This is a genomic window from Streptacidiphilus sp. EB103A, from assembly GCF_041261405.1.
Classification (GTDB): Bacteria; Actinomycetota; Actinomycetes; order Streptomycetales; family Streptomycetaceae; genus Streptacidiphilus.
The window spans coordinates 1-24317 of record NZ_JBGCAQ010000037.1 but is presented as its reverse complement, the minus strand read 5'-3'; the positions used below and the strand labels follow the sequence as shown (position 1 = coordinate 24317).

Sequence of the window (24317 nt, the reverse complement as noted above, 5' to 3'; positions counted from 1 at the left end):
GCGAAGAGTCGGGCCACCACGGGTGGAGCGGGTGTACTACTTCCCAGTGGTACCGGTGGACCACAGGGCGGTCCCGGCCGCGCTGTAGATCACGACGTTGCCGTCGTTCTGCACCTGGAGGTAGGTGCCGTTGTTGCCGCTCGTGCCGGTGGACCACACGGACGTGCCGGCGCTGTTGTAGAGGACGAAGTTGCCGTCTCCCTGCATGATCGCCTTGCTCGCCGGCGTCTTGGCGGTACCCGAAGACCACAGTGCGGTGCCGCTGCGGTACAGCACGAGGTTGCCGTCGCCCTGCAGGTCGAGGCTGTAGGTACCGTTGCAGGAGGCGAGCGACTTGCCGGAGGTCAGCTGCTGGTTGGCGGTCAGCGTGCCGCAGGCAGGGGTGGTGCCGCCGCAACTCGCGGGCGCGGCGGTGCCCGACGGTACGGCTCCGGCCACGATCGACCACTTGGTCAGCGAGGCAGGCGTGAGGCTGGCCGCGGCGCAGATGCCGCCGGCGACTGCCTGCTGCGGAATCACGGTGCCGCCGGCGTTGACCAGGTGGTAGTTGCCGGCGGCCAGGCCGAGTCCGGCCGGGTTGATGGTGATCGCGTTGTCGTACGCGGTGCCGGAGTTGATGTTGGCGATGGTGAGCTGCGCGCTGGTCCTGGCGGCGGAGACGACCGGGACGATCTGCACGATGCCGCTGTTGGCCAGGGTCGCGTAGGCGGGGGCGTGCTGGGAGAGCTGCGAGACGGCCGTCAGGAGGCTGCCGCCGGCGTTCTTGTACGCGGTCAGGTTCGCGTCCACGCCGTTGATCGGCAGGACCGCCTTGTACTGCGAGAGCTTGACGATCCCGGTGTTGACCTCCTCACTGGTGACCACGCTGAAACCGCCCTGGTACTGGTGCCATGCGGCGGCGATGTCGTCCTCCGGCGCGCCCAGGCCGCCACCGGAGGTGTTGCCGAAGGCCAGGGAGTCGTCCAGGTAGATGGCGACGGGCTGCTGCGGGTAGGACCCCGACAGGCTCTTGATGTTCGGCAGCCAGTTGGTGTAGATCGGATAGACGACGGTGTCCTTCTGGGTGCCGTCGTGGATGAAGAAGTCCGTGCCGCCGCCGTCGGGCAGCATCATGCCGTAGTTGCTGATCCACTGCACGCCCTGCGCCGCCAGTTGCGTACTGTCGGTAGGCGCGGTCCACTCCGTGGCGACGTTGACCCCGTAGGCGTGGCCGAGGCCGGCGAAGAGGAGGTCGATGCCCGAGGATCCCGAACAGTCCTGGATGATGGTGACGTTGTACTTCTTGGCGAGGGCGAACAGCACCTCCGGTACGTTCTCGTAGTTCGCGAAGTTACCGACGTGGCCGCCGAAGTAGTAGTAGAGCGGCGTGCTGGCGGTGACCGCACGCACGTCAGCGGCCAGCTGCCCGTAGACCTGCTGCACGCTCCACAGGCGGAACAGCTGGTAGACGCTTGCCAGGGCCTGGCCCGGCTTGGCCGCCGGGACCTGTGAGAACGCGGCGTACGAGGTCTTGTGCGCGGTGTTGAACGCGCTGATGCTGCTGTAGGTCTGCGGCAGGTAGACGTTGTGGAACTCGTTGATGTCGGCCTGCGCCCAGCCGTCGACGTTGCCGCTGACGGTGCTGTCCCAGAACGAGTCGAGTCGTCCGTAGTCCAGGATGCTCCCGCCGTATCCCGCCGAACCCGCCACGTGCTTGACGGTGTCGGTGACATAGGTGAGGTAGGCCGGCTCGTCGGTGGGGTCCCACCAGGCCGGGGTGGCGCTCTGCGCACCGGTGTTGGTGATCTCGTGGCTGGTGACCCAGGACGCGGGGCTGCCTCCCCACCCGGAGTACCAGAAGATGGGCACCAGGCGGATGCCGGCGGCGGCGGCGTTGGACATCTCCAGGTCGAGTTCCGTGAAGTCGAACTTCCCGTTCGAGGGTTCGACGGTGTTCCACGGCATGTCGATCGCGGCGGTGGTCAGGCCCTTTGCCTTGAGCGCGGAGAAGTCGGACTTCGACCAGGCCGTGCCGTTGTTGTCCCACTTGAGCTGCGTGGACCAGAACGGGGTGGCCGCCGCGGCCTGCGTGGAAGCTCCTGCGCTGAGGAAGGGGGCCGTGATCAGGGCGGCGATCACGGCGAGGGTCGCGATGAGCGCAGCCGGGATCGGGATCGGAAGCTTTGACTTGCGGGACCGGCGCCTGCCCGCGGACGGCGCCTGGTCCGGCACGGGCTGCTCCGCGAGGGCATGTCTCGGCCTTTTCATGAATATCATCGCGTTCCGTCTCTCAGGGCAGGCCGTAGTGCGCTGCAATAGCATGTGCGCGCCGGCCTGATGGTTGGGGGTGGAAATACATGGCATGTTCTAGCACACTCGCCCGTTCGCGGATATGCCTCGTGCGTTATTCCGTAATGGACCTGCAAGGCCCAGGGTGTCGGTGCGGTGGCGGCCATGCTTCTGGTGACCCGGGCAGATGGTGCCCCGGTCGGCCAGTCGCGGCGGGCTGGTCGCCCGTGGGCCCATTATCCGAACTTGAGATTCTGTTAAGGAACGAGCCACAAGTTGCAGACGAGAGGAAACTGACTGGTCACGTGGGTGGGATCCTGGGCTCGGATGAGGATGCGGAAGGCAGCGGCCAGGCTGACGTTGAACAGGTCGGCGAGGTGCCACTGTCTGTGGGCGGCCAGTTCGGGCCGGTTCGGGCATGAGCTCGGATGCAATATTGGATTGATGTCTGCTATGCAGTTGAGAAAGGGGACCCCATTCAACCTGGGCGCATGTCACCCCCTCGCCTACTGTTTCCATCATTCTCGTCTCAATTTGTCAAAAAAGTCGCTTGACGGAATTCTAAAAGGTCTTTTACTATGTCCGCGTCGGCTAAGATTGCCTTACACCTGGTTGACGAGTGAAAGGCGAACTGCGACGATGACCCCTGCCCCGTACCGAGCAGCCGAGATGCGCTATGACGGCACCATGGAGTACCGCAGGAGTGGCAGGAGCGGGTTGAAGCTGCCCGCGCTCTCACTGGGCCTGTGGCACAACTTCGGTGACGACAAGTCCTTCGAGACCCAGCGGGCGATCTTGCGCGGGGCCTTCGACCATGGGGTGACGCACTTCGACCTGGCCAACAACTACGGCCCGCCGGGCGGCGCCGCGGAGGCCAACTTCGGCCGCCACTTCGCCCAGGACTTCCGCCCGTACCGGGACGAGCTGGTGATCTCGACCAAGGCCGGGCATCCCATGTGGCTGGGCCCGTACGGCCAGAAAGGCTCGCGGAAGTACATGCTGGCCAGCCTGGACCAGTCGCTGACGCGGATGGGCCTGGACTACGTCGACATCTACTACTCGCACACTCCGGACCCCGAGACCCCACTGGAGGAGACCATGGGCGCGCTGGACTCCGCGGTGCGGCAGGGCAAGGCGCTGTACGTCGGCATCTCCTCCTACAACGCCTCGCAGACCCGGGAGGCGGCGGGGCTGCTGCGCGAGATGGGCACACCGCTGCTGATCCACCAGCCGTCCTACTCGATGGTGGACCGCTGGATCGAGGAGGGCGGCGTGTTGGACGCGCTGGAGGAGGTGGGCGCCGGCTGTATCGGCTTCACCCCGCTGGCCCAGGGACTGCTGACGGACCGCTACCTGAACGGCCTGCCCGCCGACTCGCGGGCTGCGGCCGGCAAGTCGCTCAAGCCGGGCCTGCTGACCGAGGACAACCTGGTCCGGCTGCGCGCGCTCAACGAGATCGCGCTCCGCCGCGGGCAGTCGCTGGCCCAGCTCGCCCTGACCTGGCTGCTGCGCGACCCGAGAGTGACGTCCGCGCTGATCGGTGCCTCCTCCGTGGCGCAGCTCGTGGACAACCTGGCGGCGGTGCACGGGGCTCCGCTGTCGCAGGAGGAGCTGGCTGAGATCGACAAGTACACGACGGGCGAGGGAAAGATCAACATTTGGGGCTGAGCCCGCCGCACCGCGTGACGGCTGCCGATTGGGCAAGACCATTCGGCAGCTACCTCTGTCCACGTTGAGCAGGGAGGTGCGCGGGGGTGCCTGCGATCGATCTGTTGGCGTCCACGATGGCACGTGTGTCAGGTGCCGGGCAGTGCCCGCATGACTCGGTCCACCAAGTCTGGTTCGAGGAGTCGGCCCGGTGCGTCGACGAGTTGGATCACTCGCAACAGCGCGGCGCCGACTTCGGTGTCCGTGGATGCGGCTCGGTAGACGTGGCGTAGGTAGGCGTTGAACCGCTCGGCCTCCTCGGTCGGCGGCGTACTGGCCTCCGGGAATCGCAGATCGGCGCTCACGGTGATCGCCCAGGGGATGTCGATGATCTGGGTCGCGCCGGCGAAGAACCGCTCCGAGAGTCGCGCGCGGTCTGCCCTGAGCAGGTCGCGCAGTAGCACGGCCTCAGCCGCGGCGACCGACATTCCCTGCCCGTACACGGGATTGAAGCTGCACACTGCGTCACCGACGACGAGGTATCCCTGCGGGAAGTCGGCCGGGGTGAGCCCCTTATGCCGTCGCTACGGATGCCCGCCGCCGAGGGCCTACCCGGTGGAGTGGTCAGGCCGGCGTCGGCCATGCGTACAGGGGCGGTCACCAGCCTGTGCTCGGCCAGCGCCTCCCAATGCGCTCGCGTCCACTGGGTATGACGAGACAGATCACGGTGTTTGGGGGAAGCCGCCTCCTTGTCACAGAGGACTCGTCAGGGGATGCGGCGCAGCCGCGGGGCGAACGTGGAGTGGAAGATGGTGGACGCTGCTCCGACGGCGACGGCCTCGCTGCTGTTGACGGAGCGCTCGACGCGGACGCGGCGCAGCCGCCGGGCGGTTGGATACGCGTTGACCGCATGTTCGATCTCGGTGAGGTAGACGTCCGCGACCTCTTCGGTGAAGAACGGCCCGCCGACCACGACCAGGCCGAGGTCAAGGAGGTCGATCACGGACAACACGCCCCTGCCGATGGCCTTCGCGGCCTGCTGGACCGTCAGCCGGGTGTTGCGCTGCGCGGCCGGGAGCGAGAGCCGGTCGGGCGAGTCGTAGCTCCCGGGGTTGCACTCCTGGAGGATCTTGGGTCGCCCGGACGCCTCGAACCGCCCCAGCGTCACCGCGCAGAGCTGGCCGAACTCGCCCGCGTTGGCGGTCAAGCCGCGGTAGAGGTCGCCGTTGAGGAAGAGCCCGGATCCGACGCCGGTGCCGAGGTAGAGGTACACGAAGTCGCAGGCGCGGCTGTCGCGGCCGATCCAGCGCTCGCCGACGGCCGCGGCTGAGCAGTCCTTCTCGATCACGATCGGGCACGCGAACCGCCGCTCGAGCAGGGTGCGCAGGGGGACATCGCGCAGCACGGACATCAGCGGGGGGTCCAGCACGGTCCCGGAGACGGTGTCCACGGGTCCTGGGGTGGCCACGCCGATACCGAGGAATCCGTCCTCCCAGCGGCCGCGCCCGGCCTGTTCGAGAACCGACTCGCCGAGGTCGGCGATCTGTGTCACCACGGCGCCTGGACGTGAGTCGGAGGTGATCGGCTCGGCGCGGCGGGCGACGATCCGGCCGGACAGGTCGACCAGTACCGCCGTCAGGACATTGGGGTCGATGTGGATTCCCAGCGCGTGTGCGGCGTCGTCGCGCAACCTCACTGGGCTGCTCGGTTTGCCGATCGCCGAGTGCTGCCTGCGCTGCTCGACGAGCAGGCCGCGCTGGATCAGGGAGCGCGTGATGCGGGAGACGGATTGTTGCGTGAGGCGGGTGCGTTCGGCGAGTTCTCCGCGGGTGATCGTGCCCGCGAGACGCACGGTTTCGATCAGGACGCACTCGTTGAAGGACCCGAGGTCGATCTGGTTGGCCCCGCCGCCAGCCGCTGGGCGAGACCCGGGGACGGGCGATTTGAGCCGGGTGTCGGACGATGTCGGGAGCGGCTCGCGGATCCAGCGGACCCGGGTGTGTGCGGCTCCGTCGGCGTAGCGGGCGAGCGCGGAGGCCAGGTCCAGGAGCAGGCGCGTCGAGGACTCCGGGTGCCGGGCCGCGTCCAGGGCCAGTACGGCACTGACGAAGGAGACCTCGCTGGTGCGCTCGGGCGGTTCATGGACCGAGATGCCGAGACGATGGCAGTGCTGCGCGAGGTCGACTTCTTGCACGGTGGTGTGCCGTGCTCGCAGGACGATGGCGTGAAGGCCCTGCTGCGGATGGGTGCGGCGCACGGCGTCCAGGAACAGGGGCGTGCCTTCGGGGTTGGGGGTGGGGGTGGCGGGCTTGTGCATCGCGACCTTCGCCGCGGCGGTCATTGCGTCACTGACGGCGGTCAGGGCGTAGGTGTCGACCACCGGGTCTTGCGGGGGTAGCACCGGTACGGCGGATGGACGGCTGGCGAGTACCAGCACGGTGTACTGCGGGTCGAGGTGGAGGCCGACCAGCCAGTGGTCGGTCGATTCCAGAGCGGGGCTCACCGGCACCTGGGGGGCGGTGAGCTGGCCCCCCGACAGGTTCCAGCGGCGCCGCGCCTCCGCGACGGCGCTGTGCGAGCAGCCGAGGCGGCGAGCCACCTGCCGTGAGGTGCGGTTGTCGGGTGTGGAGGTGAGGATGCTCGTCACGATCTCGCCCTCGTCGACCGTCGTGGGACGGCCGCTGCGTGCGCGGTCCAGCAGTCCCTCGACGCCGTCGGTGGCGTAGCGCTGGCGCCACGTCGTCACCGTCTGTCGGGATACGCCCAGTTGCCGTGCGATGTCGGCGTTGCGCAGGCCCTCGGCGGCGAGCAGCACGATCGAGGCCCGCAGCGCCTGCTGGTTCTTACCTTCGGCCCATTGGCGCAGTACGGTGTGCGCGTCGGTACCCGGAGCTGTGCTGGGGGAGGGCAGGTCAGGCATTCGACGTGCTCGCAGTGTGGCGCGCGGCAGGGATCCGGAACGGCCACGGTGCTGGGTCGAGTGCGCCGTCGTGCGACTGAGAGGGCACGCTCGACCAGGCGGGACCGGCCGGGATCTGCCTGGAGGACTGGGTCCACGTGGTGGACCAGGGACCGCCCCACGTCTCACCGATCGAGAACGGCTGGTAGCCGTCGCCCGGGTCGGCCACCGGCGTGGGTTCGCCGGGGGCGTGCCACGCGCTGACGGTCAGTGCCGCGCGCGTGGTGATCAGGGCGGGGCTGAGGTACCGCGTGATGCGGTCCTCTACCGGTTTGCGGTCGTCGTGCACGGCGGGGCGGTCCCTTCGGAGCAGCGGTGCGTCAGTTGCCGGTGGTGGAGAGGGTGGCGCCCCCGATGTACAGCGGCTGGGTCGGATCCGAGGCTGCCAGGCGCAGGTCGGCCGCGAGGTTCTGCAGTTCGTTGAACTGCACGCCTGTCAGCGTCACGGTCGCCGTCTGCCAGCTGCCCGTCCCGCTGCCGACCACCGTGGGACCACCGAGGTACGGGTTGCCGGGCGCGTTGTACTGCACCTGGAAGTTCTGTCCCGCGACCGACCAGTAGGTGATGTTCGCCGTCACTGTGGACGCCTTGGCCACCTGGCTGGACGGGTCGACCTGGAGATAGACATTGGCCGCAGCGGCGCCGCTCTGCTTGCTGGTCCAGGTGGTGTAGGCGGGGAGTCCGCCCTGGGTGACGGCGGTGAGGTTCCCGTCGGCGCCCTGGCCGGTGGCGCCGACGTTCAGGAACATCACGCCGCCGCCGCTCTGCCCGGCGGTTGCGCTCACCGACGTCGCGCCGCCGTTGGTGACCGGGCAGGTCTCGGGGACGGGAGTACCGGCCGGTGCGGCGCCGGGCAGCAGCTTCCACTGGTCGAGCTGCGCGGAGGCCATCGTGACCGGGACGCACACGCTGCCGTCCGGCAGCGCCTGTTGCGCCGGTGCCAGTCCGGTGAGCTGGTCCACCACGTGGTAGGTGCCGCTGGCGAGGTTGAGGCCGTTCGGGTGCAGGGTGACAGAGCCCGTGTATCCGAAGTACGGGCTGATTTCGGCGACGGTGATCGAGGCGCTTCGGTGGTTCTTGGCCGTGGCCGGGACGACCTGGAGTGTGTGCTGGCTGGTCAGGTCGGCGTAGGCCGGTGCGTACTGGCTCAGCTGGGAGCTGGCGGTGAGCAGTGTCCCGCCGCGCTGCTGGTAGGCAGTCAGATTGGCGTCCACGCCGTTCATCGGCAGGACGGCGCGGTAGCGCGACAGTCTGTCGGCGTGGTTCGCGATCTCTTCGCTGGTGACGACGGCGAAGCCGGCCTGGTAGCCGTCCCACAGTGCGGTGATGTTGTTCTCGACGCCGTTCAGGCTGCCGCCGCTGGTGTTGCCGCGGGCCTGGGAGTCGTCGATGTAGACGGCGACCGGCTGTGTCGGGTAGGAGCCGGACAGGCCCTGGAGCACGGGCAGCCAGCGGGTGAAGATCGGGAAGCCGATGACGTCCTTACTGGTGCCGTCGTGGATGAAGAAGTCCTCGCCGCCGCCGTTGGGCAGGGTCATGGCGTAGTCGGACAGCCACTGGGCCGCCTGCGCCGGTATCACGGGGTCGGTGGTCACGGTCCACTCCTGGGCGACCGGGACGTGGTAGGCGCGGCCCAGGCTGCCGAACAGGAGGCTGAGGCCGGCCGAGTTGGCGGCGTCCTCCACCACCGTGACGTTGTACTTGCGGGCGAGGAGGAAGAAGACGTCGGGCAGGTCGCCGAGCTGGGGCGCGTTGGAGATGTGCCCCCCGAAGTAGTAGTACAGCGGCCCGCTGGTGACCTTGCGGACCGCTGCGGTGAGCCGGTCGTAGGTGTCCTGCACGCTCCACTGGCGGAACGCCTGATAGACGCCGGCCAACGGGGCGCCGGGCACGCCGGCCGGGACCTGGCCGAAGGAGGTGTACGTGGTGCTGTTCTTCGCGTTGAAGGCACCGATGCTCCGGTAGGTGGCCGGGAGCCAGTGCGTGTGGAAGTACTCGATGTCGGCTGGCGCCCATCCGCCCACGCCGGGAGTGTCCAGCCACTGGGCGTCCAGGTGGCCGTAGTCCAGGAACGCGCCGCCGTACCCCGGCTGGTGCGCGATGTGCGCCAGGGTGCTGGTGACGTAGGTGAAGTAGTCGTTCTGCTCGGTGAGGTCCCACCAGGCCAGGGCGACCCCGGTGGCACCGGTGCTGGTCACCTCGTGGTTCGTCTCCCACGTCACGGGGCTGCCGCGCCAGCCGGACTGCCAGAAGATCGGCACCAGCTGCACGCCGCCGGCGGCGGCGTTGGCGAGCTCCTGGTCGAGCTCGGTGAAGTCGAAGGTGCCGCGGGACGGCTCGATCTTCGACCACGGCATGTTGATCTCGGCGCGGTTGATGCCCTTGGCCTTGAGCGCCGCGAAGTCCGCGACGGACCACGGCGTTCCGTTGTTGTCGAACTGGAACTGGGTCGCCCAGTAACCGGCGCTTTGGTGCCGGGTGTTCGCGGGCTGGGCGATTGCGGACGTCACCGCCGCGCGATGCGCGGGCTGGGCGGTCGCGTACTGAGTGGGGGAGACAGTGGCGGCAATGCTGCAGAGCAGTGGGATCGCTCCGCGTCGGACCGTGCGCAGCATCGACTTCCCCTTTCAGGGGTCCTGACTTGCGGGTGGGTTCGACTCCAGGGCGCCGTCGGCGGCGTGAGGGGTATGTAACTCCAAAAGTGTTACTAGGACTAGACCTCTCGTCGCAATTTCATTTTGGATCGCAGCGACCTGCAACGATGTCCCCCATGAGCGATGACTTACCTGTCGCGCCTGTCCAAAAAGTCATTGGTCGCGCACTGCCCTTGACCGGTCCGCGTGCCGGAACGGATGCTTCGGGGACTCCAGTAACCGCGGTAGCGCACCTTGCGCCCGTGCCGTCGGCCGTGACCACACCGTTCCCAAGAGGAGCCGTCATGGCTAGAACCACCCGTGCCCGCCGCATCTTCGCGGTATCTGCTGCCTTTCTCCCGATCGCCGCCGGCCTTAGCGCCTGCGGCAGCAGTAGCAGCAGCTCGTCGGACACGCTCGTCATCGCCGAGTGGACGAACCCCGCCTCCATCGCGCAGACACAGAAGGTGGACGCCCTGTTCGAACAGCAGCACCCCGGCGTCAAGATACGTCTGCAGAGCGCGCCGACGGCCGCCAACGCCTGGCCGACCCTGCAGAACAGCCTGCTGGCATCCAGGAGCGTGGACGTGCTCGCCCAGTTCCCGCCGACGCCGAAGGCCTTCCCGCCGGCCTCGATCGGCATCAAGCCCACAGGCACCGCCGCGCTCATCGCCTCCGGCCAGTTCCTCGACCTGTCAACGCAGCCGTTCATGAAGCGGTTCGACCCGGTCGCGCAGAAGTACGCCAACGGCTACAACGGCGGCATATACGCCGTGATGACCGCCGAGTACGTCAACTCCAGCGGCCTGTTCTACAAGAAGGACCTGCTGGCCAAGTACGGCATCGCGATCCCGACCACCTTCGGCGAGTTCATCGCCGACATGCAGACCCTCAAGTCCAAAGGGATCACACCGCTCTACGTGGCCGGGAAGGACAACTACCAGAACAACATCTGGGCCGGCATCATCAACCAGCTGCTGATGCAGGACAAGCCGGCCTCCGAGGCTGCCTCGGTCTTCCTGCAGCGCGCCCAGGACTTCTGGAGCGGTGCGCAGAGCTGGGACAGCCCGCTGTACCAGGAAGCCGCCAAGCGCTATGAGCAGGTCATGGCGTTCGTCGAGCCCAGTGCGGGCGGCGTCCCGGCCCAGACGGCGCCGGGGAACTGGGCCGTCAAGGGCGATGACTTCCCGTTCTTCGTGGACGGCTCCTTCGACGGCAACACCATCGCCACGGCCAATCCGAAGCTGAACTTCGGCTTCATGTCGATCCCGGGAACCGACACCGCGGCCTGGAACCGTCCCGTCCTGGCCCCCGACCTGTCCTGGGCGGTGCCGGTGTGGTCCAAGCACCAGCAGCTCGCGCTGGAGTGGCTCGACCTGTTCACCCAGCAGAGCAACTACGCGGACTATGTGAAGACCACGGGCTCCCTGTCAACGGAACCCACGGTGCCGACCCCCTCGCTGTCCTGGACGGACTGGCTGTCCTCGCATGTCTCCCAGGGCTACCCCAACGCCTCCCAGCCCTGGATCCCCAGCAGCTTCCCCAAGATCGCGGGCGGCCCGGACCTGACCAAGGTGCAGCCGATCGGGCCGCAGCCTATGGCCGACGCGCTCAAGCAGTCCGCTGACGCCTACCGCTCTGCACCGAGGAGCTGAACCCCGTCGATGGCCACTATTCCCTTCGGCACCAGGCGGACGCGGCGATGGATCCCCTGGCTGTCCATCTCCGTGCCGGCGATCGGCTGGCTGGTGTTCGGGCTCTTCCCCTCGCTCGCCACCGTCTTCTACTCCTTCACCCAGTACTCGGGGCAGCCCGGCACCCCGCTGAACTGGTGCGGTCTGTGCAACTACCGCAACGCGTTCCACGGCTCCTCCGCGGACTTCGGCGCCGCCATCCTCACGACGCTGAAGTACGTCGCCGGCGTCGCCGTGCTCCAGATCGGGGCCGGGCTCGGCCTGGCCCTGCTGCTTCGCCACCGGCGGCGCGGGTTCGGCCTGTACCGCGCGCTGATCTTCATGCCCCAGATCTTCTCGGTGACGATCGTCGGCGTCCTGTTCTCGCTGATCCTGGACCCGCAGAGCGGGCCGGCGGAGAAGATCTACCACGCACTGACCGGCGGGACCAACGCGTTCCTGGGCGACCCCACCTGGGCCCTGCCGCTGGTCGTCCTGATCAACGTCTGGATGTTCAGCGGATACACGATGCTGGTGTACATCGCCGCGCTGCGCCGCATCCCACCCGAGCTGTACGAGGCGGCCTCACTCGACGGGGCCGGACGGTTGCGACTGTTCCGGCACATCACCTGGCCGCTGCTCGCCTCGGCCACCACGGTCAACGTCTTCCTGACCGTGGTGGGAAGCATCGGCGAGTACTCGCTCATCCTCGTCCTGACCGACGGCAACTTCAACACCAAGACGATCGGCCTCTACATGTTCGACACCGCGTTCGGACAGAACCCGTCCCTGGGCTACGGCTCGATGCTGGCCATGGCGCAGTTCTTCATCACCCTGGTCATCGGTGGCGGACTGCTGTTCTTCCTGCGCAGGCGGGAGGTGACCCTGTGAGCCTGCGCATACGCAGCGCCCTGCGCACCGGCGGGCTGCACCTGGCCTGCCTGCTCATCTCGGCCGGCCTGTTCGCCCTGCCCCTGGTCTACCTGGCGCTCCAGGCATTCAAGACGTACACGGGGTTCCTCCAGGACCCGACCGGCCTGCCGCATCCGTGGACGGCCTCGAACTTCAGCCAGGCCTGGAGCCAGGGCGACTTCTCCACCCAGATGGTCAACAGCCTGCTGTACGCCGTCGTCCCGGACATCGCCACTCTCATACTCGGCGTCTTCCTCGCCTTCCCGATCTCCCGCGGCTACTTCCGGCGCTCCAACGCGCTCTACGCCTTCTTCGTGTTCTCCGGCTTCCTGCCCGCCGGCCTGATCCCGCTGTTCATCGAGGCGCAGAAGCTCGGCACGTACAACAACCGGATCGGCTACCTCGTGATGACGTCGCTGGCCGGCGCGGGGTTCTTCTTCTTCGTCGGCTACATCAAGACCATCCCGGTCGAGATCGACGAGGCGGCGGCACTGGACGGCTGCGGCTATGTCCGCTTCATCTTCACCATGATCATCCCGCAGATGAAGCCGGCCCTGGCTACGTTCGCCGTGTTCGGCTTCGTGGCCAGCTGGAACAACCTGATCCTGCCCCTGGTCATGCTCAGCGACCCCGGCCTTTGGCCGGTGACCCGTGGCCTGTTCTCCTTCTTCGGCCAGTACTCCTCGCAGTGGCCGATGGTCGCTGCGGCGACGGCAATCGTGGCGGCCCCGATCGTGGTGGTCTTCGTGGTCCTGCAGCGGTACCTCGTCGAAGGTGTCGCCGGTGGCGCTACTGGCACCCAGGGCGTCGGCCAGGCCCAGCCGGTGGGAGCCGTCGCCGACGCGGAGTGACGGCGGACGCACTGATTCACACACCGACACCCAGGCCCGGCAGGACCTCCCCTGCCGGGCGCTCAGGAGAGTACCCACATGACAGAGCCAGAACAGCAGCCACCGAAGGCCCCTCGCGCGCTGGTCGTGCGCGGAGGGTGGGAGGGCCACGCACCGGTCGCCGCCAGCGACCGCTACGCGGCCGTACTCAAGGAGGACGGCTACGAGGTGACGCTCAGCGAGAGCCTGGACAGCTACCTCGACAAGGCACTGATGGCCGCCAGCGACCTGATCGTGCAGTGCTGGACGATGGGACAGATCACCGGCGAGCAGCTCGCCGGCCTCTCCCGCGCGGTGCGCGCGGGGACCGGCTTCGCGGGCTGGCATGGCGGCATCATTGACTCCTTCCGGAACGAGACCGGCTACCAGTTGATGACGGGCGGACAGTTCGTGCATCACCCACGCGAGTTCACCACCTACCAAGTGCGCCCGCAGCCCGAACGCGCCGACCACCCGATCATGGCCGGGATCAGCCCGTTCAGCGTCACCACTGAGCAGTACTACCTGCACGTGGATCCGGCCGTCGACGTCCTCGCGGTCACCGACTACGAGCCGGACCCCGACAACCCCGAACTCACGGGCACCGTCGTGCCCGTCACCTGGACCCGACACTGGGGCGCGGGCCGGATCTTCGTCACGGCGATCGGACACAACCTCGCCGACCTGGACATACCCGAAGTGGACTCGACGATCAGGAAGGGCATGGCATGGGCCACCCGATGACGGACCAGCAGATCCTGCGCGTGGGCGTGGTCGGCGCGGGGAACATCAGCGGCGCGTACTTCGACACGTTCCCCCGGCTGGAGAACCTGCGGGTGACCGCGATTGCCGACCTGGACCCGGCCCGCGCCACGCTCGGGGCGAAGGAGGTCCCCGGCGCACGGGCCCTGACTCCCGAGGAGCTCTATGCCGCACCGGACGTCGACCTCGTCCTCAACTTGACCATCCCCGCAGCCCACGCCGAGGTCGCCCACGCGGCCATCCGCGCTGGCAAGCACGTCTACGGCGAGAAGCCACTGGCCGCCACCACCGCCGAGGCCGACACGCTGCTGGAAGCGGCCGACGCCGCCGGGGTCCGCGTCGGCTGCGCCCCCGACACCGTACTCGGGACCGGGGTGCAGACCGCGCGCGCCGTCCTGGACGCCGGCGAGATCGGCGCACCCGTCGCCGCGACCGCCTTCATGGTCACCCCGGGACACGAACGCTGGCACCCGGCACCGGAGTTCTACTACCGACCCGGCGGCGGCCCACTGCTCGACATGGGTCCGTACTACCTCACCGCGCTGATCACCCTGCTCGGCCCGGTACGCCGGGTGGTCGGCATGTCCGCCACCCCGCGTGGCACCCGCACCATCGGCAGCGGACCGCGGTCCGGCACCGAGTTCCCGGTCGAGGTGGCCACCCACGTCACCGGCGTGCTGGAGCATGAGAACGGAGCGCTGTCCACGCTGCTGATGAGCTTCGACGTGTGGGCCGGGTCGCTGCCCCGGATCGAGGTCTACGGGACCGGAGGCTCGCTCTCGGTGCCGGACCCCAACGGCTTCGACGGCGAGGTACGGATGTTCCGCGCCGGGGCCAAGGAGTGGGAGCCGGTACCTGAGCGCGGCGGGTATCCCGGCGCCTCCCGCGGTTACGGCGTCGCCGACCTGGCACGCGCACTCGCCGACGGCGGCCCGCACCGCGCCGACGGCCGACTCGCGTACCACGTCCTGGACGTCATGGAGTCGCTGCTCGCCGCTGCCCGCAGCGGTGAGTCGGCGTGGGTCACCAGCACCTGCGAACGCCCGGCGGCGGTCCCCGCAGGTGCCCGGCCCGAGGCGCAGTAGGCCCCGGAAGCCCCGCACCGTCGCGGTGGACGGCCCCGCCCTTCCCGCCCGTCGCCCGCCGTGGCGAACCTGTCCTGCACGGAAAACGACATCTGACTCATCACTGCGCAACTATGGAGTCCGAGCCTTGACCGACCGACCCACCGCACTGTTCGCGATGGCCCCTGAGAACCTGTCCCGGCTCTTCCCGCCACCACTGATGAACCGGCTCTGCGACCTGCTGGACATGGACCGCCACCTCGTCCTCGCAGGCTTCGACCAGCCCGGGGCAGCCGACGCCCTCGCCAAGGCCGAGATCCTGATCACCAGCTGGGGCTGCCCCCCGATCGACCAACAGGTTCTGGACGCGGCCCCCCGGCTGCGGGCCGTCCTGCACGCGGCGGGTACCGTGCGCGACCTCATCACACCACCGTGTTGGGACCGCGGCCTGCTCGTCTCCACCGCCGCGGCCGCCAACGCCGTCCCGGTCGCCGAATACACGCTCGCCGCCGTCCTGCTGTCCGGCAAGAACGCCTTCGCCCTGCGGGACGCCCTCGGCCACGGACGGTCAGACCCCCATGCGGACCGAACACTGGGCAACTACCGCCGCCGCATCGGCGTCATCGGCGCCTCCCGGGTGGGAAGGCGGCTTCTGGAACTGCTGCGCCCGCTCGACCTCCTTGCCACGCTCGCGGACCCCTACGTGGACCCCGCCGAGGCCGCGGAACTGGGAGCTACCCTCCAGCCGCTGGACGAGCTGCTGCGTGGAAGCGACATCGTCAGCCTGCACGCACCAGACCTCCCGCAAACCCACCGGATGCTGGACCGCCGCCGCCTCGCCCTGATCCCCGATGGAGCCACCTTGATCAACACATCACGGGGAGCGCTGATCGACCCCGGCGCGCTGATCGACGAACTCGTCTCCGGGCGACTGAACGCGGTACTCGACGTCACCGAACCCGAACCCCTGCCCGCGGACTCACCGCTGCACCGACTGCCCAACGTCATCCTCACCCCCCACATCGCCGGGTCACTCGGCAACGAACTGGAACGACTCGGCAACGCCGTCGTGGAGGAGGCCGAGCGACTGGTCGAGGGCCGCTCACTCGAACAACCGGTACTGCACACGGACCTCGACCGGGTCGCCTGACTGCATCCGCCTGCGGCCAGGCCCGGAGCACTCAGGGGATCCCGGGCAACAGGTGGATCCCTCCCTGCGTCCAGTCCCCGCGGGCGGAGCACAACGTACGAATCAAGGAGGACGACCAATGGACCGGTTGCGCAACACCGTTCGCCGTTACCCCTGGGGATCGCCCACAGCCATCCCCGAACTCCTCGGGCAGGAGCCGACCGGCGAATCCCTGGCCGAACTGTGGATGGGTGCCCACCCGGGAGTCCGTCCCTCCCTCATTGACCGCGGCCACGGTCCGGTCTCCCTCGCGGAGGTAATCGCAGCCGACCCCGGGCGCGAACTCGGCCTGGCCGCCGTTGGCAGGTGGAGGTCAGTACCGCGGCCGCGGACGAGATCAACGACCGACGTCGAGCCGGCGGCCGGATCATCGTCTGCGGAACCTCCGCGCTGCGCGCTGGAGACGGTGGCCGATCCCCGCTCCGGCCGAGTCTGGCCCGGCTCGGGATGGACGGACCTGATCCTGGGACCAGGGCACCGGTTCACGGCATGCGACGGCTTCATCACCAACCTGCACATGCCCCAGAGCTCCGAGTTGCGGCTCACCTCAGCGGTAGCCGGTCGGGAACTGCTGCTCAACCTCTATCAGGACATCGTCGTCCCTGAACGCTACCTGTTCAACGAGTTCGGCGACTCCATGCTCATCGTCTGAAAGGCGGGAAGAACTCATGGACGACCAACTGCACTGGACCCCACTGTTCGAGGATATCGTCCGCACCAACTTGGGGCTCGGCCCCGAAACCGTGCTCTCCGCGAGCAGTTCTCTGCCCGACCTTGGCCTTGATTCACGGTCCGCGGTGAATCTGTCGGTCGACCTGGAGGAGGCCTTCGGACTCCTCTTTCCCGACGACGCCTTGATCGCCGCCACGTTCGCGACGGTGGGCTCGCTGTGGGGGGCCGTGCTCAAGGAACAGGCCACGCAGGTCGGAGACGGGACGGTGCCGCGCCATGACCGATCGTGAACCTGAGGACGACTGGAGTCCGGATCTCCTGCCTGCCCCGATATCGACCACGGCCGTGACCCGACTGCACGGCGGTGTTGCCAACAGCACCTGGCTGGTCGAACTGGCCGACGGCGCAACTGTGGTGGTCAAGGGGAGCCTGAGCGCGCCGCCAGGGTTGTTCCGGGCCGAGGCCGAAGGACTGGGCGTGTTGCGGGAACACGGCCTTCGCACGCCCGAGGTGGTCAGTGTCAGCGAGGCGTCGCTCGTCCTTCGAGCGCTGAATGCCGAGCTTCCGCAGGACGACCGCTTCTGGGAGTCCGCAGGGCGCGCGGTGGCCACCCTGCACGAGAGCACCGGAACGCGGTTCGGATGGGAACACGACGGCTGGCTTGGACGACTCGTGCAACGAAACGGCTGGGATGCCGACGGGCACCGGTTCTTCGCCGAGAACAGGATTCTGCGGTACCTGGCGGAGCCCGCCGCGCAGCGGGCCCTCGACGCGTCCGACCGTGCCGCCCTGGAGCGGCTGTGCGCCCGACTGCCAGACCTGCTCCCGGCAAGTCCTGCTGTCCTGAACCACGGGGACCTGTGGCGGAACAACCTCATCGCGGACACCGACGGGAGCCCGGTGTTCATCGACCCGGCGGTCTGCTGGATGTGGGCCGAAGCCGACTTGAGCATGGCCTACTGCACCGGAGGCGTACCGGATCGCTTCTTTGACGCCTACCACGAGCTGCAACCACCGTCGGACGGCTGGCGCGAGCGCATGGACCTGCTCAACCTACGCGAACTACTCAGCGTGGTAGCGCATTTCGGACCGGCCGGGGACTACACCGATCGGATCCGGACCATTGTGAAGCGATTCGTGTGAGCGATCGTATCGCAATGCCCAGGGAGGAGATCGCATCCGTGCACCATGTATATCTGCTCCGGAGGAGCCTTCGCCCGACTGCTAGGTCCGTGCCCGACGCCGCTCGGGGTGGAGCCGCCTGATGATGTACCGCTCTGAGCCCGTCGACCAGCACCACTACCGCGGCGAGCACCCGCTGCGCACCGTGGCCTACCTCTTCCGCCAAGACCGCTCCCGCCTCGCGCTGGGCGCGTGCGTCTTCCTGGTCAAGTCCAGTCCCACCTGGCTGTTGCCACTGGTCACGGCCAATGTCGTGGATGTCGTAGTCGCGCACCAGCCTGTTCTCCGGCTCTGGCTCAACTGCTGCCTGCTCCTCGGCCTCCTCCTGCTCAACTATCCCGGTCAGCTGCTCTATGTACGCTGCTTCAGCCCAGCAATCCGTCGCGTCAGCAATTCCCTGCGATTTTCTCTGTGCCAGCGGCTTCAGGAACTGTCCATCGGCTACCACACGAGGGTGAACTCCGGTGTGCTGCAGACCAAGGTCGTGCGTGATGTCGAGACCATAGAGCAGATGCTCCAGCAGGTCACCGACGGTGGATTGGGAGCGATTTCCGGCCTTGTCGGCGGGCTGATCGTCATCGGGTGGCGCACGCCGTCGTTCCTGCCCGTCTTTCTCCTCGTCGTACCCGCGGCCGCAGGCGTCATGATGCGGTTGCGCGTGCGTTTGCGTACGCAGAACGAGACCTTCCGGGCAGAGGTCGAACAGCTCTCGTCCCGCGTGATCGAAATGAGCGCGCTCATTCCGATCACGCGTGGGCATGGACTCGAGCGCAGTGCGCTTGAACGTGTGGACGGCACCCTGCGCCGGGTGCGCGCAGCAGGTTTGACGCTCGATCGGACCAATGGCAAGTTCGGGGCACTGAGCTGGATCGTGCTCAACACATTGGGTGTCAGCTGTCTTGCGGCCGCCGCGTTGATCGCGTACTACGGCACCTTCGGCGTCACGCCGGGCGACGTCGTGATGCTCAGCGCGTTCTTCACCAACCTCACCGGTTCCGTGGCGGTTCTCCTGAGCCTGGCGCCGGCGATCAGTAGGGGCCTCGCGTCGGTTCGATCCGTCGGACAAGTACTGGAGGAACCGGAACTGGAGGGCAATGAAGGCAAGACCGTGGTCACCCGGACCGTGGGGGCTTTCGACTTCCGCGACGTCAGCTTCGTCTACCCCGACACCGCCCAGCTGGCGATCCAGAGTTTCAGTCTCTCCGTACGCGCTGGAGAGACGATCGCCATCGTCGGTGCATCCGGGGCCGGCAAGTCGACGATACTCAACCTGATCACCGGGTTTCTCCGCCCTACCACCGGCCATATCGAGCTGGACAGCGTGGACATGGAGACACTCGATCTGCGCACGTTTCGCCGCTTCGTCTCGGTCGTGCCACAGGAGACGATCCTGTTCGAAGGCAGTATCCGACAGAATGTCAGCTACGGTCTCGAGCATGCCACTGAGGACGCGATTTTCGCTGCCCTGCGCGAAGCTAACGCTCTCGAATTCGTCCGACGGCTTCCGGACGGCCTCGATACCGTTGTCGGCGAGCGCGGCGCCCGACTCTCCGGTGGACAAAAGCAGCGCCTCGCGATTGCACGCGCGATCATCCGGGATCCAAGGGTCCTCGTCCTCGACGAAGCGACCTCGGCGCTCGACACGCAGTCTGAGTCATTGATCCAGGAGGCACTGGGACGGCTGATGCTCGATCGCACGACGTTCGTCGTCGCACACCGGCTCTCCACAATCCGAGCAGCGGACCGAATCGTGGTCATGGACAGCGGCCGACTCTCGCAGATCGGGACGCATGAGACCCTGCTCCGCACACCGGGAGCCTACGCACGCCTACACGCAGTTGGCGCAGCGTGAAGATCAGACAACGTGGCCCACCCGGACGGCATCACCTGGGCCGGCTTCATCGGCACATGCCTGGAGGTCACAGGCGGGTCCGGCTGTCCCGTATGGGCGGACAGCGCGGACCTGATCCGCCACGGAGTGAAGCAGTGGACGGAACTGCCGCTGTGGCGCACGCACAGCGGTGTGTGGTCGGTGGACCCCTCGCGGGCAGTAGCGTCAGGGTTCTCACCTCGGCCCCTCGTGGAGACGATCGCCGACACCTGGGCGTGGCTGCACGGCGGAGGCCAGGCCGTTCCGCACCCGCGTGCCGCAGAGCACGGGATCGCCCCGGCCCGTGAGCAGCAGTTGCTCGCCGAGCTGAACGGTTAGCCGCCGGCCAGCAGGCCCGGTGACGCGCCGAGTTGACGCGGCGCCGACCGGCGGGTGAATTCCTCCAGTTGCTCGCCGAGTTCGGTGGGCAGCTGGGAGCCCTGGAACTGGGGGGCGGTGAGTGCCCGCCGAACGTGGTGGGTGCGGTTGAGCAGGCCAGTGACGCGCTGCTCGGTCACGACCTCCAGCAAGGTGCGGATCGCCGCGGCGGCCCCGTCGAGGTCACCGGCGATCAGCCGCGCCATGGCCAAGTCGGCTGCGGCACCGCCGCGCACCGGAGCGGACTGTTCCCCGGCCGGCAGTGCGGACACCAGGTTGAGGGACTGCTGGGCGAATCGCTCTGCCTGCACGGGGTCGCGGAGCAGCAGCATGCTCGTCGCGTGCGACATGTTGAGCCGGGCCTCCGGGAACCCGAACTCACCGACTGGCTGGTGGAGATCGTCGACTGTCCCGGTGTCGACCACCAGGGACTGCTCCACAGCGCGACGTGCCCCGTCGCTGTCCCGTAGATGGGCGAATGCCCGCGCCTCGATCGCGTGGAGCCGGCGGCGGCCGACATCTCCGACTCCCGGATGCGTCTGCGCGGACCACGATCCAGTCGATGGTGCCGTCGTCCTTGAGCACTTTCTTCTTCTTGAAAGCGGAAGTGTCGTTCTCCTTGTAGATCTTGGCGAACTCAGGCCAGCGCAGGCGGCGCCTCGTGTCCTCGGAGTCTTCCTGCTGCCTGTCCACGCCCGCTTCCAGTCCGAACCGGTTGGAGGAGATACGGAGGTAGGCGCCGGGGCGCTTGGGGACGAAGGCGGCGAGATGGTCGTGAAGGTTGAGGGTGACCTGGCCCCGGCGTGCTTCTACGGGGACCTCGAAGGCGTCCCAGACAGTGGTGGGCGTGGTGATGCGGTGCCGACTCCAGTGACTCGGTACCCTGCGACACCGGGCACTTTCTCCTGGACTTCCGGGCTTGGTCATGCCGCTGACCTGGTGATACGGTGCGCGGCCGATGCACGGCATACTGATCGTCATGCGCATCGACTTCGACCCTCAGGCCATGGGCGCGGCTGCGTTCTACAAGCTGCTGACGGCGGTCGTCGTCCCACGCCCTATTGCGTGGGTTTCGACCGTTTCGCCAGACGCCTTTATTCCAAACCTTGCCCCTGCGAAGTTCGGTAGAAAGCAGTATCGCAGTTCGTGACGTTAGCCCAGGTCAGAAGGCATGACAACGGGTTTCGGTGAACCGCCCATTGATCGACGGGCTCATGGCGATCGGGCTTCGTGCGTGAATGGGAGGAGAAGGCCGAAGGTGTCGCCGAGGAGGAGACATCAGTCGGACGATGTGTCGGCGGGAAGCACCGGAACGTGGGAAGCGCGTTCTCCGCGCTGGGCGGTTCTTTCGGCGTCGGCGGGGAGCACAGCATCGCCACGTCGATGAAGTTCGAGTGCCGGATGCGCTTGTGGTGCTCGGCGGGGAACCGCAGGTAGGGCGCGAGGCTTTTACGGTCCGTCAGCATCGACTTCATGGCGGCCGGGTACTGCTTCTCCCAGGTCGCGACGAACGCGTCGATGCGGTCCTGGACGGCCTGGACGAGCTGCTGGCCGGGCTCGATGCCCTCCAGTTCGGGCGCCGTGGTGTCGAAGACCTTCCAGAAGTCGTCCTTGACGGCCTGCTGGTCGGCCTTGCTGACCTTGGACAGGACGTTCCGGGATTTGTGGATGACGCACCGCTGGCGCAGGGACCGGCCCAGGACCAGTTCGCAGGCGGCGATGATGCCCGGGGCGCCGTCGGATATCACCAGCAGCGGGGGACGCAGGCCGCGCTGGAGCAGGCCGGCCAGGAAGTCCTCCCAGGCGTCGGTGCTCTCCGAGGCGGCGGCGGCCAGGCCGACGAACACGGGCTTGCCGTCGGTGGTGATGCCCCAGGCGGCCAGGACCGGCTCGCTGCCGGCGCCTGTGTGCATCTTGAAGTGCGATGCGTCCAGGAACAGGTAGTCCAGTACGACGCCGGACAGGTCGCGGTCGCACCAGGCCGAGTATTCGGTGCGGATGGCCTGGCAGATGGTGGAGACCGTCGACTTCGACAGTGCCGCCTCGGGGCCCAGGGCGTCGGCCAGGGCGTTCTCCACGTCGCGGACGGACAGCCCGCGCACGAAGGAGGCGATGACCAGCGATTCCAGGGCGTTGGTGCGGGTGACGCCGGTGCCGAACAGGCGCGAGGCGAACTTCTCGGTGGTCCCGCGCAGTTTCGGGCGCTGGACGGTGACCGGTCCGGCGGTGGTCCTGACGGTGGTGGGGCTGTAGCCGTTGCGGTGCCCGGCCCGCACCGCAGGGGCGTCGCCGTCCCCGGCGGTGGCGGCGCGCTGGTAGCGGGCCCGGCCCAGGAAGGCCTCGACCTCGGCCTCCACGGCGGTCTGGATGATCATGCGGGCGCCGAGGCGGGCGACGTCCTCCAGGACCTCGACCAGGTCGCGGTCCCCGGTGAACAGGGCGTCGATTTCGGTGCGCAGGGCATGCGTGGGCGATACTCGTGCGGTCACGGGCGTAGGACTCCATCGAGAGCAGTGACGTGAGAACTTGGCGGTTCAGCACGGCACCCTACGCCCGTGATCATTTACACCGATCCTTGGACGCGACCCGCCTGGATCCGGTTCTCGTGAGGGCGGGCCGACACGTGCTCTGCTGACTTGGTCCCCGGGGATTGCTCGCTCGACTGGTGGAAGAGTGTGGTCATGGAGAATGCCAACCGCATACTGCCGGTGGACGTGGTCGCGGCACTGACGTACTGGCCTGACGTCATCTGGGTAGGTCAGAAGAACCCTCCCGACCCGGTGGATCTCACTGTTCTGCCCCCTTTCTTCAACGAGGTGCTGCAGGAACGGCCCTGGTGGAACCGCGACTGGAAGGTCAGCCACGTCGAGCCGGGTCTTCCCCTGGAGATTGACAGTGATCACCGTGGTCACCCTTCACGGTTCACCGAGGTTTCAGTACCCGGCATGGTCGGTTCCGGCAGTGGGGAGAGCCTGCCTTTCGTCGCGAGGGTCGGGTTTGCGGGTGACCAACTGATCCGATTTCAAGTCAAGATCGGCGACGTGGTCCTCGGTCCTGCCGTTGCCCCCGCTGGGCGGCTGGAGCCACATCCGTTTGCAAGGGTTCTCACCGGGTTGATGGACCTGCGCGGGATTCCGGTCAAGGTGATGGCAAGGGAGACCGCGAAATCGATGTCCACCATCCACATGCTTCGCAGCGGAAGGCACAATCCGGAGCCCCTCCTCATCCAGGAGATCGCCAAGGTTTTGGGCATGTCCGAAGCGGACGTCAGAGTCATCGCTGGACTTGAGGACGGCAGTACGCAGTAGCCGCCAGGCGTCGGTGTTAGGCCGTGGTCGACCGGCCCGGACTTGGTGATCCTCTTGATCTCGCGTCGTCCGGTCAGAGTGAACCTCTCGGGCCGCTTCGATCAGGAACGCGCCTGCCGGCCTTTGCGTTCTGGACTCAGCCGGCCGGCCCGCAACGCGCCCATCCGCAGAGCGACTTCCTCAAGAACCTCGCCCTGGCCGACGGCCTCCTCGCGGTCGCGGTGGGCGGCGGGGACGTGCCTCCCAACGGTATGGCGCCGATCCCGGACGGCCCCCGGGGCCAAAAGCCCCGCCATCCCGCACTCCGCTACGACGTGGGCAAGACCGTCAAGCACCCCGAGACGCTCAAGGCCATCGGTAGACCCGGTGGATCTTGATGGACAACGAATAAGTTCAGCACCTATTCCTGAAGCGGGCGCGCCAACCAGGGTCTTCGAAGTTGAGCGGTGTGGCGGTGCCAGCGGCCTGATGGTGTGTCACTCACAGTGATCTGTCGCCTGGTTGATACCCCGAACGCAGAGTGCCCGTGGCCGTAGGTGATCCTGGTTGTTCTCTACGCAACCTGATCACTACGGAACCACGGGCATGGACAACGATACGACGTTGCTGCTCGACCTGGACGGCCTGGCCGTTCAGCGGGTCGAGCGGCCGGAGGACGGCACCCGGCGGGTGCACCTGGTCACGGCCGAGGAGAGCGCGCGGGCCTGCCCGCGGTGCGGGGTTCCGTCGGGCCAGGCCAAGGGCACTGCGGTCACACGGCCCCGGGACCTGCCGATCGGCGAGCGGGCCCTGGAGCTGGTGTGGCACAAACGCCGCTGGTACTGCCGCGAGCCCCTGTGTCCCACGGTGTCGTTCACCGAGCAGGTCCGACAGGTCCCGGCACGGGCACGGATCACCGGGCGGTTACGCGCCGCGGCCGGGAGCAGGGTCT

General features: G+C 67.7%; 22 protein-coding genes and 2 pseudogenes. 17 read left to right on the top strand and 7 right to left on the bottom strand.

Annotation, left to right across the window (positions count from 1 at the left end):
- Positions 1-36 precede the first annotated feature (36 nt).
- Complete coding sequence (locus tag ABH941_RS39210; protein ID WP_370136215.1) at positions 37-2211, bottom strand: beta-galactosidase; 2175 nt, start codon at positions 2209-2211, stop codon at positions 37-39.
- A 696-nt stretch (positions 2212-2907) separates the two neighbouring features.
- Between ABH941_RS39210 and mgrA the strand changes: the two genes are divergently transcribed.
- On the top strand, positions 2908-3936 hold the full coding sequence (gene mgrA, locus ABH941_RS39205; RefSeq protein WP_370136213.1) for an L-glyceraldehyde 3-phosphate reductase: 1029 nt from the start codon (positions 2908-2910) through the stop codon (positions 3934-3936).
- 128 nt (positions 3937-4064) lie between these two features.
- Here mgrA and ABH941_RS39200 read toward each other — a convergent pair whose 3' ends face one another.
- The 4 genes from ABH941_RS39200 to ABH941_RS39185 form a co-directional block, all read right to left on the bottom strand.
- A complete protein-coding gene (locus ABH941_RS39200) occupies positions 4065-4418 on the bottom strand; it encodes a hypothetical protein (protein ID WP_370136210.1) in 354 nt (117 codons plus the stop codon).
- 263 nt (positions 4419-4681) lie between these two features.
- Positions 4682-6835, bottom strand: coding sequence for an ROK family protein (locus ABH941_RS39195; RefSeq protein ID WP_370136208.1), 2154 nt, complete (start codon positions 6833-6835; stop codon positions 4682-4684).
- A complete protein-coding gene (locus tag ABH941_RS39190; protein WP_370136206.1) occupies positions 6828-7163 on the bottom strand; it encodes a hypothetical protein in 336 nt (111 codons plus the stop codon). The genes ABH941_RS39195 and ABH941_RS39190 overlap by 8 nt, the downstream gene beginning before the upstream one ends.
- 31 nt (positions 7164-7194) lie before the next feature.
- Complete coding sequence (locus ABH941_RS39185) at positions 7195-9489, bottom strand: beta-galactosidase (RefSeq protein WP_370136204.1); 2295 nt, start codon at positions 9487-9489, stop codon at positions 7195-7197.
- Between the two features lie 323 nt (positions 9490-9812).
- Here ABH941_RS39185 and ABH941_RS39180 point away from each other — a divergent pair, with 323 nt between their 5' ends.
- From ABH941_RS39180 to ABH941_RS39125, 12 genes and pseudogenes are all read left to right on the top strand, one after another.
- Positions 9813-11162, top strand: coding sequence for an ABC transporter substrate-binding protein (locus tag ABH941_RS39180; RefSeq protein WP_370136201.1), 1350 nt, complete (start codon positions 9813-9815; stop codon positions 11160-11162).
- Positions 11163-11171: 9 nt separating this feature from the next.
- Positions 11172-12071 (top strand): carbohydrate ABC transporter permease, encoded by a 900-nt coding sequence (locus ABH941_RS39175; RefSeq protein WP_370136198.1) that lies wholly within the window; start codon positions 11172-11174, stop codon positions 12069-12071.
- The gene (locus ABH941_RS39170; protein WP_370136195.1) at positions 12068-12943 is read left to right on the top strand and encodes a carbohydrate ABC transporter permease; all 876 of its coding nucleotides are present in this window, start codon (positions 12068-12070) and stop codon (positions 12941-12943) included. The genes ABH941_RS39175 and ABH941_RS39170 overlap by 4 nt, the downstream gene beginning before the upstream one ends.
- A 78-nt stretch (positions 12944-13021) precedes the next feature.
- Entirely contained in the window at positions 13022-13705 is a 684-nt protein-coding gene (locus tag ABH941_RS39165; RefSeq protein WP_370136193.1) for a ThuA domain-containing protein, read from the top strand.
- On the top strand, positions 13690-14808 hold the full coding sequence (locus ABH941_RS39160) for a Gfo/Idh/MocA family protein (RefSeq protein ID WP_370136190.1): 1119 nt from the start codon (positions 13690-13692) through the stop codon (positions 14806-14808). The genes ABH941_RS39165 and ABH941_RS39160 overlap by 16 nt, the downstream gene beginning before the upstream one ends.
- A gap of 157 nt (positions 14809-14965) precedes the next feature.
- A complete protein-coding gene (locus ABH941_RS39155) occupies positions 14966-15937 on the top strand; it encodes a hydroxyacid dehydrogenase (protein WP_370136262.1) in 972 nt (323 codons plus the stop codon).
- 118 nt (positions 15938-16055) lie between these two features.
- A pseudogene (locus ABH941_RS39150) lies at positions 16056-16286 on the top strand (type I phosphomannose isomerase catalytic subunit); the annotation flags it as partial.
- A gap of 96 nt (positions 16287-16382) precedes the next feature.
- On the top strand, positions 16383-16628 hold the full coding sequence (locus ABH941_RS39145; protein WP_370136259.1) for an S-adenosylmethionine:tRNA ribosyltransferase-isomerase: 246 nt from the start codon (positions 16383-16385) through the stop codon (positions 16626-16628).
- Positions 16629-16644: 16 nt separating this feature from the next.
- On the top strand, positions 16645-16938 hold the full coding sequence (locus tag ABH941_RS39140) for an acyl carrier protein (protein WP_370136188.1): 294 nt from the start codon (positions 16645-16647) through the stop codon (positions 16936-16938).
- A complete protein-coding gene (locus tag ABH941_RS39135; protein WP_370136186.1) occupies positions 16925-17791 on the top strand; it encodes a fructosamine kinase family protein in 867 nt (288 codons plus the stop codon). Before ABH941_RS39140 ends, ABH941_RS39135 begins: the two co-directional genes overlap by 14 nt.
- A gap of 121 nt (positions 17792-17912) precedes the next feature.
- Positions 17913-19682: an ABC transporter ATP-binding protein gene (locus ABH941_RS39130; RefSeq protein ID WP_370136183.1), complete on the top strand. Its 1770-nt coding sequence runs from the start codon at positions 17913-17915 to the stop codon at positions 19680-19682.
- 12 nt (positions 19683-19694) lie between these two features.
- Positions 19695-20039, top strand: coding sequence for a hypothetical protein (locus tag ABH941_RS39125; RefSeq protein ID WP_370136181.1), 345 nt, complete (start codon positions 19695-19697; stop codon positions 20037-20039).
- Here ABH941_RS39125 and ABH941_RS39120 read toward each other — a convergent pair.
- Positions 20036-20518 (bottom strand): hypothetical protein, encoded by a 483-nt coding sequence (locus tag ABH941_RS39120; protein ID WP_370136179.1) that lies wholly within the window; start codon positions 20516-20518, stop codon positions 20036-20038. The genes ABH941_RS39125 and ABH941_RS39120 overlap by 4 nt on opposite strands.
- A gap of 539 nt (positions 20519-21057) precedes the next feature.
- Between ABH941_RS39120 and ABH941_RS39115 the strand changes: the two are divergent.
- A pseudogene (locus ABH941_RS39115) lies at positions 21058-21201 on the top strand (flavin reductase family protein); the annotation flags it as partial.
- Here the strand turns inward: ABH941_RS39115 and ABH941_RS39110 are convergent.
- Positions 21173-22567 carry an IS256 family transposase gene (locus ABH941_RS39110; protein WP_370136176.1) on the bottom strand — a complete coding sequence of 465 codons (1395 nt, stop codon included), beginning with the start codon at positions 22565-22567 and terminating at the stop codon, positions 21173-21175. The pseudogene ABH941_RS39115 and the gene ABH941_RS39110 overlap by 29 nt on opposite strands.
- A 192-nt stretch (positions 22568-22759) precedes the next feature.
- Between ABH941_RS39110 and ABH941_RS39105 the strand changes: the two genes are divergently transcribed.
- The 3 genes from ABH941_RS39105 to ABH941_RS39095 all read left to right on the top strand — a co-directional run.
- Complete coding sequence (locus ABH941_RS39105; protein ID WP_370136173.1) at positions 22760-23386, top strand: multiprotein-bridging factor 1 family protein; 627 nt, start codon at positions 22760-22762, stop codon at positions 23384-23386.
- A gap of 23 nt (positions 23387-23409) precedes the next feature.
- Positions 23410-23763, top strand: coding sequence for a hypothetical protein (locus ABH941_RS39100; protein WP_370136168.1), 354 nt, complete (start codon positions 23410-23412; stop codon positions 23761-23763).
- Between the two features lie 208 nt (positions 23764-23971).
- A partial coding sequence (locus ABH941_RS39095; protein WP_370136166.1) for a transposase family protein occupies positions 23972-24317 on the top strand: 346 nt, incomplete at its 3' end.